General features: G+C 69.1%; 11 protein-coding genes. 3 read left to right on the top strand and 8 right to left on the bottom strand.

The genetic code is table 11. The features are described from left to right. The first annotated feature begins 99 nt into the window (after positions 1-99). Genes ASG48_RS07155 through ASG48_RS07145 form a run of 3 tightly spaced genes read left to right on the top strand, consistent with a single transcriptional unit; the run spans position 100 to position 4,255 of the window. Positions 100-2,112 carry an ABC transporter substrate-binding protein gene (locus ASG48_RS07155; RefSeq protein ID WP_055847243.1) on the top strand — a complete coding sequence of 671 codons (2,013 nt, stop codon included), beginning with the start codon at positions 100-102 and terminating at the stop codon, positions 2,110-2,112. Beyond that, positions 2,109-3,104: an ABC transporter permease gene (locus ASG48_RS07150; RefSeq protein ID WP_055847242.1), complete on the top strand. Its 996-nt coding sequence runs from the start codon at positions 2,109-2,111 to the stop codon at positions 3,102-3,104. The genes ASG48_RS07155 and ASG48_RS07150 overlap by 4 nt, the downstream gene beginning before the upstream one ends. After that, positions 3,101-4,255, top strand: coding sequence for an ABC transporter permease (locus tag ASG48_RS07145; RefSeq protein WP_055847239.1), 1,155 nt, complete (start codon positions 3,101-3,103; stop codon positions 4,253-4,255). Before ASG48_RS07150 ends, ASG48_RS07145 begins: the two co-directional genes overlap by 4 nt. Before the next feature lie 167 nt (positions 4,256-4,422). Here the strand turns inward: ASG48_RS07145 and ASG48_RS07140 are convergent, their stop codons facing one another. Genes ASG48_RS07140 through ASG48_RS07105 form a run of 8 tightly spaced genes read right to left on the bottom strand, consistent with a single transcriptional unit; the run spans position 4,423 to position 15,307 of the window. Further along, positions 4,423-5,706: an adenylate/guanylate cyclase domain-containing protein gene (locus ASG48_RS07140; RefSeq protein ID WP_055847237.1), complete on the bottom strand. Its 1,284-nt coding sequence runs from the start codon at positions 5,704-5,706 to the stop codon at positions 4,423-4,425. After that, a complete protein-coding gene (locus ASG48_RS07135; RefSeq protein ID WP_082529295.1) occupies positions 5,703-6,569 on the bottom strand; it encodes an MBL fold metallo-hydrolase in 867 nt (288 codons plus the stop codon). Before ASG48_RS07135 ends, ASG48_RS07140 begins: the two co-directional genes overlap by 4 nt. Beyond that, on the bottom strand, positions 6,566-7,039 hold the full coding sequence (locus ASG48_RS07130; RefSeq protein ID WP_055847231.1) for a cyclic nucleotide-binding domain-containing protein: 474 nt from the start codon (positions 7,037-7,039) through the stop codon (positions 6,566-6,568). The genes ASG48_RS07135 and ASG48_RS07130 overlap by 4 nt, the downstream gene beginning before the upstream one ends. Before the next feature lie 36 nt (positions 7,040-7,075). Then, positions 7,076-9,778 carry an ATP-binding cassette domain-containing protein gene (locus tag ASG48_RS07125; RefSeq protein ID WP_162243911.1) on the bottom strand — a complete coding sequence of 901 codons (2,703 nt, stop codon included), beginning with the start codon at positions 9,776-9,778 and terminating at the stop codon, positions 7,076-7,078. Between the two features lie 4 nt (positions 9,779-9,782). After that, positions 9,783-11,726, bottom strand: a complete 1,944-nt coding sequence (locus ASG48_RS07120; protein ID WP_055847226.1) for an ABC transporter ATP-binding protein — start codon at positions 11,724-11,726, stop codon at positions 9,783-9,785. 2 nt (positions 11,727-11,728) lie between these two features. Continuing rightward, a complete protein-coding gene (locus ASG48_RS07115; RefSeq protein WP_055847224.1) occupies positions 11,729-12,895 on the bottom strand; it encodes a glycosyltransferase in 1,167 nt (388 codons plus the stop codon). Position 12,896: 1 nt separating this feature from the next. Beyond that, the gene (locus ASG48_RS07110; RefSeq protein WP_055847221.1) at positions 12,897-14,069 is read right to left on the bottom strand and encodes a glycosyltransferase family 4 protein; all 1,173 of its coding nucleotides are present in this window, start codon (positions 14,067-14,069) and stop codon (positions 12,897-12,899) included. Further along, on the bottom strand, positions 14,066-15,307 hold the full coding sequence (locus ASG48_RS07105) for a glycosyltransferase (protein ID WP_055847216.1): 1,242 nt from the start codon (positions 15,305-15,307) through the stop codon (positions 14,066-14,068). The genes ASG48_RS07110 and ASG48_RS07105 overlap by 4 nt, the downstream gene beginning before the upstream one ends. Positions 15,308-15,395: the final 88 nt, after the last annotated feature.

Below are 15,395 nucleotides of genomic sequence, written 5' to 3'. Positions count from 1 at the left end.
GCGGAAGGCCGCGTCCCGCGCTCGCCGTCCGATTGTCATTTGACAAACTCGTGTGCGCGCGAGCCATATCCTGCAAGGGACCGGCATCGGAGAGGCCGCATGACCGCACAGACCCGGCCTTGGGAGACGCGATCGCGGGCGCTGCGCGCCGGCGGCCTCGGCCTATGCCTCTTCCTGGCCGCCATCCCGCCCGCCCTCGCGCAGACCACGTCCGAGATTGCGCCGAGCGTCGGCATCCCCTCGCTTGTCGAGCCGGCCTCGCTGGCGCCTCGCGTCGCCAAGGGCGACCTGCCGCCGGTGGCCGAACGTCTTCCCGCCAGCCCGCGCGTGCTGCCCGTCACCAGTTCCTGCCCGAAGGACAAGGCCGGCGGCACGCTGACGACGATCGGCGGCAGCGCCAAGGACACGCGGCTTCTGGCGATCTACGGCTATGCCCGCCTCGTCGGCTACGACGAGAGCTACAGGATCGTGCCCGATATTCTCGAGCGTTTCGAGGTCGAGGACGGTCGCATCTTCACGCTGCATCTGCGCAAGGGCATGCGCTGGTCGGACGGCGAGCCCTTCACCTCCGAGGACTTCCGGTACTTCTGGGAGGACATGGCGCTGAACGGGGAGATCGCCAAGTTCGGCCCGCCGGCCGAGCTTCTCGTCGACGGCGAGAAGCCCGAGGTCGGCTTTCCCGACCCCTATACGGTGCGCTACGCCTGGGCGAAGCCGAATCCGGGCTTCCTGCCCTCGCTCGCCGCGGCCGTGCCGGTCGACATCTTCCGGCCCGCCCATTACCTGCGCAAGTATCACGCGCGCTACGCCGAGGCGGCCAAGCTCGAGGAGCGCGTCAAGAAGGCCGGGCAGCGCAACTGGGCGGCCCTGCATTTCAAGAAGGACCGCGCGCAGCGCAACGACAATATCGACCTGCCGACGCTGGAGCCCTGGATGCTGGCGACCGAGCCGCCGTCCGAGCGGCTCGTGTTCAAGCGCAATCCCTTCTTCCACCGCGTCGACGCCGAGGGGCGGCAGCTGCCCTATGTCGACGAGGTGGCGCTCGCCGTCTCCAACAGCGATCTCATCCCGGCCAAGGTGGCGAGCGGCGATTCCGATCTCCAGGCGGCCTATCTCAGCTTCTCGAACTATCCGTTCCTGAAACAGGGCGGCAAACGCCAGGGCTACGAGGTGCGCCGCTGGACCTCGGGCAAGGGCTCGCATGTCACGCTCTATCCCAATCTCAACGTCACCGATCCCGTCTGGCGCGACCTCGTGCGCAAGGCCGATTTCCGCCGCGCCCTGTCGCTCGCCATCAATCGCGACGACATCAACCGCGCCATCTTCTACGGGCTCGCCTCGCCCGGCGCCAACACGGTCCTGCCGGGCTCGCCCTTCTACGACCCGGCGCTGGCCGCCAGCTACGCGCAATACGATCCGGTGCTCGCCGGCCGCCTCCTCGACGCGCTCGGCCTGACGGCGCGCAACGCCGAAGGCCTGCGCCTCCTGCCGGACGGGCGCGAGATGCGCATCGTGGTGGAGACGGCCGGCGAGGTGCCCGAGCAGACGGACGTCCTCGAACTCGTGCGCGACGACTGGCGCAAGGTCGGCATCGGCCTCCTCATCCGCGAATCCCAGCGCGAGGTGTTCCGCAACCGCATCAAGGCCGGGTCGACGCTGATGTCGGTCTGGACGGGGCTCGACAACGGCCTGCCGACCCCGATGACGGACCCGGAGGAACTCGCGCCCTCCTCCGCCGAACAGCTGCAGTGGCCGTCCTTCGGCATGTTCGAGGAGACGGCCGGCACAGCCGGCGAGAATGCCGAGGAGATCGCCGACCTTCCCGACCTGAAGCGCCTTCTCGCCCTGCGCGACGAATGGCGCCTCGCCCGGGACGACGAGACGCGCAGCCGCGTGTGGCGCGAGATGCTGGCGATGAACGCGAGCGACGTCTTCTCCATCGGCATCGTGTCGCAGGTCGACCAGATCGTCGTCGTGTCCGACAGGCTTCGGAACGTGCCCGAGCGCGGCGTCTACAATTTCGATCCCGGCGCCTTCTTCGGCATCTACAAGCCGGACACGTTCCATTTCGCCTGCGACAGGCCGGCAAAGGTGGCGGGCAGCACTCCGTGATCCACTATCTCGCCGGCCGCGTGGTGACGATGCTCGTCACGCTCCTCGCCATCAGCGTCCTCGTCTTCGTCATCATCCAGTTGCCGCCCGGCGACTACCTGTCCACCTATATCGCCGAGATCCAGGCGCAGGGCGAAGCCGTCACATCCGACAAGATCGACTTCCTGCGCGAGCAGTACGGGCTCGACAAGCCGCTCTGGCAGCAATACCTCGTCTGGGTCACCGGGCTCGTGCAGGGCGATCTCGGCTACTCGTTCGAGTTCAACCAGCCCGTCGCGGACGTCGTCGGCGAGCGCATGCCGCTGACCATCCTCCTCAACTTCGCCACCGTCCTCTTCGTCTATCTCGTCTCCTTCCCGATCGGCATCTACTCGGCCACGCATCAATATTCGTGGACCGACCACGGCCTGTCCTTCCTCGGCTTCCTCGGGCTCGCGACGCCGAACTTCCTGATCGCGCTGATCCTCCTCTATTTCGCCAATGTCTGGTTCGGCACCTCGATCGGCGGACTGATGGCGCCCGAATATGTCGATGCGCCCTGGTCCTGGGGCAAGATCGTCTCGGTCCTCGCCCATCTCTGGGTGCCAGTCGTCGTCATCGGCACGGCGGGCACGGCGGGCATGATCCGGCGCCTGCGCGCCAATCTTCTGGACGAGCTCTACAAGCCCTATGTCGTCACGGCCCGCGCCAAGGGCCTGACCGAAGCGCAGATCCTGCGCAAATATCCGCTGCGCATGGCGCTCAATCCCTTCGTGGCCGATATCGGCACGCTCCTGCCGCAGATCGTGTCGGGCTCGGTCATCGTCTCCGCCGTCATGTCGCTGCCGACCACGGGCCCGATGCTCCTGACCTCTCTGCGCAGCCAGGACATGTATCTCGCCGGCTCGTTCCTGATGTTCCTCGCCGCGCTCACCGTCGCGGGTATGCTGGTTTCCGACATCCTCCTCGCGGTCCTCGATCCGCGCATCCGCCTGGGCGCCTCCTCTCGATGACGATCCCGCATTTCGTTTCGAAGGAGCCGTTCGACCCGGAGGCCACGATCGCCGCGGGGTCCGTCGCCTCGCGCCGCTATCTCGAGGCCTCGCAGGGGCGGCTGATCTGGTGGCGCTTCCTGCGCCATCGCCTCGCCGTCCTCTCGCTCGCCTTCCTACTCGCCAGCTACGCCGCCATCGCCGTCGTCGAGTTCCTCGCGCCCTACGAACTCTCGCAGCGCCATACGGATGCGATCTTCTCGCCGCCGCAGCCGCTGCATCTCTTCCACGAGGGCCGCTTTCTCGGCCCCTTCGTCTATGCCAACACCTACCGCCTCGACATGGACACGCTGAAGCGGATCTACGAGCCGGATCGCACGCGCCCGCAGCCGCTCCGCTTCTTCTGCGAGGGCGAGAGCTACCGGTTCTGGGGCCTGTTCGAGTCGCGCCGGCATCTGTTCTGCCCGATGGAAGGCACCAACGCCTTCCTGCTCGGCACCGACCGGCTCGGCCGCGACATGCTCTCGCGCATTCTCTACGGCGCGCGGATCTCCCTCACCGTCGGCCTCGTCGGCGTCTCCCTGAGCTTCGTCCTCGGCATCACGATCGGGGGCTTCGCCGGCTATTTCGGCGGTCGCACCGACGCCATCGTGCAGCGCGTGACCGAGATCCTGCGCTCGCTGCCCGAACTGCCGCTCTGGCTCGCCTTGTCGGCGGCCCTGCCGCTGACCTGGAGCCCGCTCCTCATCTATTTCGGCATCACGCTGATCCTCGCCCTCCTCGACTGGCCGGGCCTGGCGCGCGCCGTTCGCTCCAAGCTCTTCGCGCTGCGCGAGGAGGATTTCGTGGCCGCCGCCGAAATGCTCGGGGCCTCGCCGCGCCGGGTCATCTTCCGCCATCTCCTGCCGAACTTCATGAGCCACCTCATCGCCTCGGCCTCGCTCTCGATCCCGACGATGATCCTGGCGGAGACCGCGCTGAGCTTCCTCGGCCTCGGCCTGCGCCCGCCCATCACCTCCTGGGGCGTGCTCCTGTCGGAGGCGCAGAATATCGAGGCCGTGGCCCTCTATCCCTGGCTCCTCCTGCCGATGCTGCCGGTGATCCTCACGGTTCTCGCCTTCTCCTTCCTCGGAGACGGCCTGCGCGACGCGGTCGATCCGCATCACCACTGATACCAGCGGCCCTGGCGAACGACTGCTGGCATCCGCGCCGAACGGCGCGGCGGCGGCTGATGCCGCCGTGCGCCCTGACCTTCGACACGTCGAAGGTCAGGGCCGCTCGTATGATATCGCCGCGCGTCCGGCGCCCGGCGCGGTCCCGGCCCGCGCGGCCGCCGATGTCAGGCCTTGGCGTCGATGAGCTCGAATTCGCGCCCGCGCGGCGCACGCACGGGCCGTTGCGCGGCGTCCGAGGCCGCTTCGCAAGGCGTGCCCAAGGCCGGGCGGTAGAGCTCCACCGGCTCCTCCACGCCCGCCAGCGCATGGGCGCCGACCGAGACCCACCGGTCGGGCAGCAGGCGGGCGACGCGCCAGCTGGCGAGGACGTTCGTCTCCATCTCCTTCGTCAGCTTCTCGATGCGCTCCACCTCCGTCACGGTCGGACCGATCACCGTGAAGGCCAGCCGTTCGGAGATGCCGATATTGCCGAAGACGACGCGGCCGATATTGAGGCCGATGCCGTATTCGATGCGGTCGAGCCCCTCCGCGTCGCGCTGCGCGTTGGCCGCGGCCTGCATGGCGAAGCTCTCCTCCACCGCGTCGAGCACCCGGCCGCTCAGGGCCGCGTAGTCGTCCCCGTCCGACAGCGGGAAGATGATGAGCACGGCGTCGCCGATGAAGGCCAGCACCTCGCCGCCCGCCTTTATCGCGGGGCGCGCCGCGCATTCGAAATAGACGTTGAGAAGCTGGATGAAGTCCTCGCTGGCGAGCTTGCCCGTCAGCTGCGTCGAGTTGCGCATGTCCGAATACCAGACGAGCGCCTTGGTCGTGGCGCCGTCTCCGAGCCGGATCTTGCCGTTCAGAACGGAGCGTCCGGCCTGCGGTCCGAGATAGGTCTCCACGATATTCGTCATGATGCGCTGCTGGATGATCGTCTTGCAGACGAGCGCGAAGGTGCGCTGGATGTCCTGCAGGATGACGAGCTCCTCGTCCGTGAAGCCGTTCGGCCGGTCGCTCGTCCAGATCACGAAGATGCCGGTGCGCGGGTAGACGCTGAAGTTTCCGGGCTGGGCGAGTTCGGTGGAGAGCGCGAGATAGTCCGTGTAGCCGGCCGCCGCGAGCTCGACGAAGAGCTTGAAGTCGAGCAGCGCGCCCGGGCCGCTCAGGCGGCGGCGCAGGATCGGCAGGTCGTTCTCCAGCATGAAGCGCAGCGGGCTGCTCTGCCAGGCCTCCGTGTTGCGGTCCCGATGCTCGAAATGGTCGAGCAGCACCTCGCCGCCCCGCTCCCAGGAGAGCATTTCCGACCGGTGCAGCGGGTGCAGCGTCGGCCAGTTCAGCCGGGCCCTGGCGATTGGCATGCCGATGCCGTTGAGGCGGATGCAGAGCTGCTGGAAGATCTGCGCGATGTCGCTTTCCTTCAGCGCCTGGTCGAGCAGCCAGCTCTCCACCTGTCGCGAGAGGCTCATGGGTCGACCCTCGTCGCGATCGATCCGTCCTGCGCGACCTCGATCACCAGTCCCGTCCGGCCCACATGCGCCTCGGGAAAGACGTCGCGGGCGCGCTGCGAGAGATCCTCGAGCCAGACGTCGTCGCGCGAGATGTCGTGGTGGTGGATGACGAGCGCGCCGACGCGGGCGGCCCGGCACAGGCGCACGCCCTCTTCCCAGGTCGAATGCCCGTAGCCGCGATAGGCGGGAAATTCGGCGTCGGTATACATGCTGTCGTAGATCATCACGTCGCATCCCTCCACGAAGGCGAGGATCGCCTCGCTCGGGCGGCCCGGCTCGTGTTCGGTGTCGGTCACATAGGCGATGGCGCGGCCGCCGCAGTCCAGCCGGTAGCCGACCGCGCCGTTCGGATGGTTCAGCCGGAGCGTGGCGACCTCCAGCCCTTCCGCCAGCCGCAGGCGGTCGGGCGGGCGGAAGTCGACATAGTCGACGCCGGCCGCGAACTGCTTGGGCGTGATCGGGAAATAGGGCGCGCACATGAAGCGCTCCACCATGTTGCGGCAGGTCGTGTTGTCGAGGAAATGGCCGGCGTGGATGCGGGCCGAGACGCCGTCCGCGTAGAGCAGCGGCATGAAGGGCAGGCCCATCACGTGGTCGAAATGGCAGTGGGTGAGGAGGACGTCGAAGGTCTCCACCCCCTCGCCCTTCAGGCGGCGGCCGCAGGGAATGATGCCGGTGCCGGCGTCCAGGAGCACGACGCGCCCGCCCGCCCGCACCTCGATGCAGCTCGTGTCGCTGCCAAAGCGGCAATTGTCCGTCGCCGGCGCCGAGACCGAGCCTCTCGCTCCCCAGACCCGCAGGCTGAAGACCGGTCCGCTCAATTCTGCAGGCCGGGCGCGCCCGGCCCGGCGCTGCGCGCGCGCGCCAGTTCGTCGTTGGTGCGCGACAGGCGCTCGGCGAGGCCCCGCATCACCTGGGCGGAGATTTCGGGGAACTGCTTGAGGAGCTGCAGGAAGGAATCCTTGCGCACGCGCAGCGCCGTCACGCTGCCGCGGGCGGTGACGGTGGCGGTGCGCGGCGTGTCGCACAGGATGGAGATCTCGCCCACCACGTCGCCGCGCTTCAGCGTCGCCACCACGTAATCGCCGGCGGATGTGGCGATCGAGACGTCCGCCTCGCCCTCCATCAGCACGAAGGCCGCGTCTCCCATCTGGCCCCGCTGGCAGATGGCCTGGCCGGGCCGGTAGGCCACCGCCTCGGCCGTATAGGCGATCAGCTTCAGGCGGGACGGCTCGATCCCGGAGAAGATCGGCACCGACTTCAGGAGGTCCATTTCGGATTTCAGAAGCATCGCACGGTCCAGATCACGGGGACGCAAGGGAATGTATCACGCGGTATTCGTCGGCTCAGTGTCGGCGACCGGCGCCGGTTCCACAAGGCGTCCCTCGTGGAACTCGAGGACCCTGTCGAAGAGGTCGGCATGCTCGGGATGCGAGACGACCCAGAAGATCGCCTGGTTCGGAACGTCGAGCGCCTCGCGCGAGGCGATGACGCGCTCCATGGCCGCATGCTGGCTCTCCAGGTCGAGCGCCGAGAGCGGCCTGTTGAGGATGAGGAGGTCGGCCCGCTTCAGGAGCGCGCGCGCCAGCGCCAGCTTCTGCTGCTGCGCGGACGACAGGCGCTTGGCGCCCGAGCCGATGTCGAAGTCGAGGCCGATCTCGAACACGGTGTCGGCAAGGCCGAACTCGCGCAAGGTGGCGATCAGCTCGTCGTTGATGTGTCGCGCGGCGTCGGCATAGATATCGACCACGCGGCCGAACATCACGTTGTCCTGCAGGCTCGCGGCCGGGTTCAGCCGGTCGGGCGAATGCACGAAGACAACCTCGGCGAGTTCGCCGTTGAGGCTCTTGTGGAATTCCGCGCGGCCCTGCAGCACCGAGCGGCGCAGGTCGTCGTCCAGAAGCCCCAGGCGGTGGCGCGGCTCGATGTAGCGGAAGGCGAGCTTCTGGAAGGACATGCGCTCCTTCGTCGAGAGCTCGCCCGCTTGCGCCTTGCGCAGCAGGCCCTTGTACTGCTCCACCTCGTCGGGCGCCATGAGGTCGACATTCTCGAGCAGCGGGTTGTCCGGCGTCAGGTCGCCGAAGATCTCCACCAGCGTCTCGGCGATCTGCCGGCCCATGGCCACGAGGCGCGAGTCGAGGCCGGAATCGGCCAGGACCTTGACGATCTGCGGATGGGAGACGAGCGGCTTGCCGTCCGGCGTCTCGGCCGGCGCCACGCCGAAGACGAGGTTTTCCAGGACGCTCGCGTAGTTCGAGTAGCCGAGCGGGTCGAAGGGCTCGAAATAATCCTCCTCGCCCGCCTCGTTCAGGCGCTCGCGGAAGCGCCGGCGCGCCTTGAGGATGCGCTCGGCGACGCTCTCGTCGAGCGCGTCGGGCAGGCGGTTGCGCAGGCCGAGCCGCGCCACGTCGCGGCGCAGATCGACGATCTCCAGCACCTCCTGCACGCGCGCGAGCAGGGCGTCCGGCCCGTCGACGCCGGCGGCCTCGTAGTCCACCCAGTCGTCGCGGATGTCGAGTTCGATATTGCCGGCGGCCCGCGCCTCCAGGAGCCGCACCGCCTCCGCGCGCCCCTCGCGCGTCTCGCGCCGCACGGGAACGTGTTTCAGCCCGTAGAGCAAGGCGTCGCCGATCGACATCTGCGCGAGATAGAGGCCGGATTGAGAATAGGCGATGCGCCGCCCCGTCATGCTTTCCGGCAGGCTCTCGTAGGGGACCCCGTCGAGCGCGATGCGGCCCGCCGTCGGTTCGATGAGCCGGGCCAGCGCCTCGGCCAGATGTTCCCCGCCCGCCCCGATCGCGCCGCGCACGCCGATCGTCTCGCCGGGCAGGATGCGAAGGCTCGTCGCCTCCAGGAGGTCGTTGCCCGAATCGTCGCTCAGGCGCAGCGCGGTCACCTGCACCTCGTGCTCGATATGCTTGGGCGCCTTTTCGAGCGGGGCCTGCAGCGCCGAATCCAGGATGCCGCGCACGACGAACTGCTCGCGGATCTGCGCGTATTTCGACTGCACGTCGACCCGGAACTGGTCCCAGGTGATGAGTTCCTTCAGCGGCGCCGGCAGATCCTTGTAGGCGGCGATGACGGCGACGAGCTGGCCGATATCGAGCTTGCCGATGATGACGAGATAGCCGCCGCCCAGATAGAAGATGAAGGGCGTCACCTGGGCGATCAGGTTGTTGACGAAGTTGGTGAAGAACTTCCAGCGGAAGAAATCGTAGCGGATCCACAGGATCTTGCCGAGCCGGTCGCCGAGCTCGGCGCGCTCCCAGTTCGTGGTGTCGTTGGTGCGGATGGAGGGAATGCTCTCGCAGATCTCGCCGATGCGCCCCGACAGGAGACGGGCGGTCAGCTGGCGCGCCCGCGCCAGGACGACGAGCCGGCGACGCATCTGCGGAATGAGGATGAGCTGGATCAGCACCATGCCGCCGGCCACCGCGCCGAGCCAGGCGTTCTGCAGGACGATGAAGGTCAGCGCGGTCAGCGCCTGGCTCAGAAGCAGCGCGGGATCGGCGAAGGCGCTGCCGCCGAATCCGCCGACCGGCTCGGTCTCGTCCTTGATCATCGATGCGACCTCGGAGCCGCGGATCTGCTTGAAGCGACCCGTGGGAAAGCGCAGCACGCGGTCCACGAGATCGTAGCGCAGCCGCCGCAGGAGCCGCTCGCCGAGCTGCCCCTTGTAGTTCGACAGGTAGAACTTGAAGAGCCCGTTGACGATGACGAAGAACAGGAAGGTCAGGCTGAGCGCCACCAGCGCGCCGATCCGGTCGAGGTCCAGCCCGTCGAAGATCGGCAGCGTCGCCCCGCCCAGCCAGGTCGGCAGGGTCGGCGCGAAGGCGAAATAGGTGTGGGTCTGCCCGGCCGCCCACTCGCCCTGGATCGGCCCGTTGACGATCTTCTTGGGCAGGTCGAGCGTCAGATAGTAGAGCGGCAGCGAGACGAGCAGCACCACGAACAGCCAGATCTGCTGCCGGCGGGTGTTGCGCCAGACATAGGTGAAGATGCTCTCGTCGAGTTCGCTCGGCCGCGACATGGCGTCAGCCCCGCCCGCCGGCCGCCGACGCGCCATCCAGCGCGTGCGCCCCGGCGATGCGCACGAAATGTCCGCTCTCGATCTCCACCAGCGGCAGGACGCCGCCGGAGCCGGGGTCGAAGGGCGCCGGCCAGTTGCGCTCGCCGATCTCCCCCATCGGACCGATCGCATCGAAGTCGAGCGGCTTGTCGAGGTCGAGATGGGGCACCGAGCGCATCAGCATCTGCGTGTAGGGATGGATGGCGCGCTCGAAGAGGCGCTCGCGCGTCGCGATCTCCACGACCTCGCCGTCGCACATCACGGCGATGCGGTCGGCCATGTAGTTGATGACGGCGAGATTGTGCGAGATGAACAGGTAGGTCAGGCCGCACTGGCGCTGCAGGTCCTTCAGAAGATTGAGGATCTGCGCCTGCACCGACACGTCGAGCGCGGCCACCGGCTCGTCGCAGATGAGCATCTCGGGCTCCAGAGCGAGCGCCCGGGCGATGCCGATGCGCTGGCGCTGCCCGCCGGAGAAGGAATGCGGATAGCGATTGGCGTAGGAGGGTTCCAGGCCGACGGCCAGTAGCAGCCGCTCCACGCGCTCGCGCACGTTTCCCCGCCCTTTCATCTCGTGGATCTCGAAGGGCTCGGCGAGGATCGCGCCCACCGTCATGCGCGGGTCGAGCGAGGAGAACGGATCCTGGAAGACATATTGCATGCGCGCGCGCAGGTCGAAGAGCGTCCTGCGATCGCAGTGGCGCACGTCCACCGGGCCGGGCTCGGCATGATAGGTGATCGTGCCCGAATCCACGGGCACCGCGCGCATGATGGCGCGCGCGAGCGTCGTCTTGCCCGAGCCCGATTCTCCGACGATGCCGAGGCACTCGCCGCGCCGCACCGAGATGGAGACGTCGCGCAGCGCCTTCACGGTCTTCTTGGGCGCCGCCGACAGAAGGCTCCGGTCGCCGCGCCGGGTGAAGGTCTTTTCCAGATGGCGCACGTCGAGCAGCGGGTCGCCCGCCTTGCCCGAGAGGTCGCGCCGGAACAGGGCGTCCGGCATCACCTTGATCTCGCGGATCGGCTTCAGGCGCGGGCGCACGGCGGGGTCGATGTCGGGCACCGCGGCCATCAGCGACTTGAGATAGGGATGCTGCGGGTTCTGGAAGAGCGACCGGATCGGGCCGGACTCCACCACCTTGCCGTGATGCATGACGACGACGTCCTCGGCGAGGTTCGCCACCACGCCCAGATCGTGCGTGATGAGGAGAACCGCCATCGAGAGCTCGTCCTGCATCTGGCGGATGAGCTTCAGGATCTGCGCCTGCAGCGTCACGTCCAGCGCGGTCGTCGGCTCGTCGGCGATGAGGAGCGCCGGGCGGCAGATCAGCGCCATGGCGATCATGGCGCGCTGGCGCAGCCCGCCCGACAGCTCGAACGGATAGGATTTCAGGGCGCGCTTGGGCTCGGGAAAGCGCACGAGCTTCAGGATGTCGAGCACGCGCTCGCGCGTCTCGGCGCCGCGCGTCTTGCCGTGCACCTCCAGCACCTCGCCGATCTGGTCCTCCAGCGTGTGGAGCGGCGAGAAGGAGGTCATCGGCTCCTGGAAGACGATGGAGATGCGGTCGCCGCGCAACGCGCGGAACGCGTCGCCGCGCGGCGGCAGCGTGGCGAGATCGACGTCCTCGCGCCCGCGCTCGCGCAGGAGGATGCGCCCGCCGGTGATGGAGGCGGCCCGCGGCAGGATGCCGAGAATGGCCTGCGAGGTGACGCTCTTGCCCGAGCCCGATTCGCCGACCAGCGCCACCGTGCGCCCCGGCAGGATCTGCATCGTCAGCCCGTTCACCGCGCGGATGCGGCCGGCCATGGACAGGAATTCGACCGAGAGATCCTCGATCGACAGGAGCGGGGCCGGATTGGGCTCGTAGCGCGGGTCCGCGAAATAGCGCGGCGAGATCGGGGCCTCCATCGTCACGAGGCGGCCTTTCCAAGGCGAGAGGGTTCCAGGTCCGCGCAGAGATCGCGCAGCAGGCGGGCGGTTCGGGCGGCGCCGGACAGGTCGATCGACGGGCGAGCGCCCTCGTCCCGCGCCAGGGCCGCCGCGATGGCGGCCGCCAGCGTCTCGCCGCCAAGTTCGGAAGACGTCACCACCGAGAGTAGTCCCATCGCCTCCATCCGGTCCGACCGGAACCGCTGCTCGGTCTCCTCGCCCTCGTCATAGGGCACGACCACCGCGCGCGCGCCCGATTGCAGGACGTTCATCACGGTATTGTATCCGGCCTGCGAGATCGAGAGCGCGGCGCCGTCCATCAGCGCCTGGAACCGCGGCGAGAAGCGCTCCACGATGGTGCGCTCGTCGGCGAGCGCCGCCAGCGCCTCGAACTCGTCCTGCGGGTAGCGCGGCCCTGTGAGGAAGCGCCAGACATGGTCCTTCAGCGCCGTCAGCGGCCGCGCCGCCAGGGCCGCCCGCATCAGGTCGCCCGCGGCCGCCCCGCCGCCGGCCGAGACCAGAACCTCGCCGTTCGGCGCGCCGCGCGTGCGGGCGCCGGGCTCGGTCACGTAGCCGGTATAGGCGATGAGGTCCTCGAGCTCGTCGGCATGGGGATAGGTCTCGCCGAAGGTGAAGAGCGTCGGATCGGCATGCACCAGCACCGCGTCGAGATGTTCGCGCGCGACGAGGGCCGCCTCCCTGGCGCGTTCGGGGCGCTTGGCCTCCACGAGGATGTCGCGCACCGAGGTCACGACCTTGACGCCGCGCGGGTCGGCGCGGGCCGCCTTCATCAGCGGCAGGAGCTCGAAGGAGAGGCGCCGCCGGCCGAAGGGGAACATCTCCAGGAGCACGATGTCGGGCGCGGTCTCCTCGTAGAGCGCCAGAAGCGCGTCGCGCCGTGCCGCCCGCCAGGCGTCGGTCACGGGTGCGCCGTGTTCGTCGAGCAGCGTCGTGAAATCCGCGCCCTTCAGACGCGCGGGCGGAAGCTGCACCACGGTGGCGCTGGAGAAGGGCATGGCGGGCACGGGCTCGCCGCCGAGCGCGACGGTCACCTCCATCCCCGCCGCGCGCATCGCGTCGGCGAGAAGCTCGCCGCGGCGCAGATGCCCGACGCCCAGGAGATGCTGCACATGGAACAGGACGCGCATGTCAGGACGCTCTTCGATGGATCGCTGGTTGATGGGGTTGGGCAGGCCCTGCGCGAAGGTCGGCCAGAGCGGGGCCGAGACGGGCGGCGGCCGCCGCCAGCCCGTGCCGCTCGAAGACCTCCCGTCGCGCCGACGCGCCGAGGCGACGGCGGCCGGCGGGATCGCGCAGCAGGTCGGCGACGGCACGCGCGAAGGCGGCCGGATCGCTCTGTGGCACGAGGCGTCCCGTGCGCCCCTCCGCGACGAGCGCGGCGACGCCCGGCGTGAAGCCCGCCACCACCGGCAGGGCCGTCGCCTGCGCCTCCAGGAGCGCCATGCCGAAGGCCTCCTTCACCGCCGGCCAGACGAGGAGGTCCGAACCCGCCATCGTCTGGCGCAGCGCCTCCTCGCCGAGCACGCCGAGAAACCGCACCCGCTCGCCGAGCGGGCGAAGCGCCGCCTCGACCTCGGCGCGCGCCGGACCGTCGCCGGCGACGAGGAGCTGGAAGTTTTCGTCGCCGAGCCGCGCCAGAGCGTCGCCGAGAAGCCGGTAGGAGGCGAGCTTCTGGTCGGCGCGCATCATCGCGGCGGCAAGGAGCCAGGGCCGCGCGGCATCGAGCCCGAGCCGGTCCGCAAGCCGCGCCCGTGAGCTTGCGCCGTCGAGCGTCCGGTAAGGCGCGGGATCGAGAAAGGGCGCAAGCTCCAGCATCCGGGCGCCCGGCGACAGGTGCGGCGCGACGCCGGCCGCATCGTTCGGGTTCAGCCCGACGACGAGGTTCGCCCGCGAGAGGGCGGCAAGGCTCGCCTCGAAGCCGGGCCCCCAGGGCCCGCCGCGCTGCTTCATCGCAACGGAGGCCTCGGCGACGACATAGGGGATCGACAAGGCGCGGCTGATCGCCGGCCCCAGCCAGTCCGGCGCCTTGTGGTAGAGATGATAGGTGAACCAGAGATCGGGCGCGGGCGCGCCGGCCTCGATCTTCGCCAGATAGCGCGCTGCAAGCCGGGCGCCGAGGCGCTCGATCCGCGCCTGCCGCGCCGCGTCGCCGGAGGCGTCGTGCGTGCGAAGGCTCGGCGCGGGCAGGATGTCGTGGCCGCACAGGCGCAGCGCCTGGACGAGGTTGCGCCCCACGGTCCTGTCGCCCGAGGGGCGCGGATCGTGGGGCGCCTTCATCGGCGCGTGGAAGGCGATCTTCACGCGGTCCCGGTCTTCGGCGCGCGGTAGGCGTCGGCGGCCTTCGGGCTCGAGCTTGAGCGTCGATCCGCGATCAGCCGATCCGTCAATTCGCAGATGCGATCGAGCCCGGCGAGGATGCCCGGCACGGCGGCCGTGTTCGGCAGAGCCTGCGCGGGCAGCGAGCGGATCGCCCCGGCCATGGCCGACGCGTCGCCGTGCTCCTCCTCCGAGAGCGTTCGCAGGAGTCCGAGTTCCTCGGCGCGCGAGGCGCGGATGAACTGCTCGAGCCGCGGCTGGCGGCGCGGCACGACGACGGCCGGCTTGTCGAAGGAGAGGATCTCGCAGAACGTGTTGTAGCCGCCCATGGCCACGACGCCGGCCGCCCGCTCGAAGAGCGGCTCGATGCTGGCGGCGAAGGTCACGGCGTCCACCTCCTCGAGGCGCTTCACGCGCTCCTGGAAATCGGTCTGCAGCTGCGAGTCCATGAAGGGCCCGAGCAGGATCTTGGCCCGCACGCCGATATCGCCATGGCGCTCGTAGGCGCGCAGCACCCAATCCACGAGCATCGCCCCGTCGCCCCCGCCCCCGGTCGTGACCAGGACATAGGGTCGCTCGTCGATGCGGATGCGGTCCGGCAGCGCGCCGGAGGGCTCGTCCTGGCGATGGAGGTAGCCGGTGAACACCGCCTTGTCGCGCACGGCGGCGGAGACGCCGATGCCCGCCAGCGGGTCGCAGATCTGCGGCAGGCCGTAGACCCAGATGTCGTCGTAATCCTCCTCGACGGCCTGGAAGGCCTCCTTGCGCGTCCATTCCTCCACGAGGCGCGAGGGCTCGTCCATCACGTCGCGCAGCCCGAGCACGAGGCGCGTGCCGCGGCCCTTCAGCGCCTTCAGCGTCGGCCCCACCTCGCCGCGCATGCCGAGCGGCTCCTTGTCGACGAGGAAGAGGTCCGGATCGAAGATCTCGGCGGTCTTCTCGATGATGGCGGCGCGAATCTCGGTGAGCGCCTCCAGCGACAGGCCGGGATTGGACGGGGCGTAGGTGTCGGCGCCGAGCTTGACGACGCCGGGCACGCGGATGAAATCCACCTGCGGCGGATAGTTGAACGAGCCGACCACGGGCGAGCCCGCCACGATCAGCACCGCCGTCTCGGGCCGGTGCGCCACGAGGGCTTGCGCGATCACCCGGCACCGTCGCAGATGGCCGAGGCCGAAAGTGTCGTGGCTGTAGATCAGAACGCGCGGAGACCGAGCCTTCATGACGCTTTCCTGCCGATCATGGTCCGCTTTCTTCGGCTCTCCCATCATCGGCCATAGCGCAATCTCGCATCGCCCGCCAGACGGCGCC

Origin of the sequence: Aurantimonas sp. Leaf443 (assembly GCF_001425575.1) — a bacterium.
Taxonomy (GTDB): Bacteria; Pseudomonadota; Alphaproteobacteria; order Rhizobiales; family Rhizobiaceae; genus Leaf443.
The sequence above is the reverse complement of the archived record's forward strand: the minus strand, read 5'-3'. Positions and strand labels throughout refer to the sequence as shown.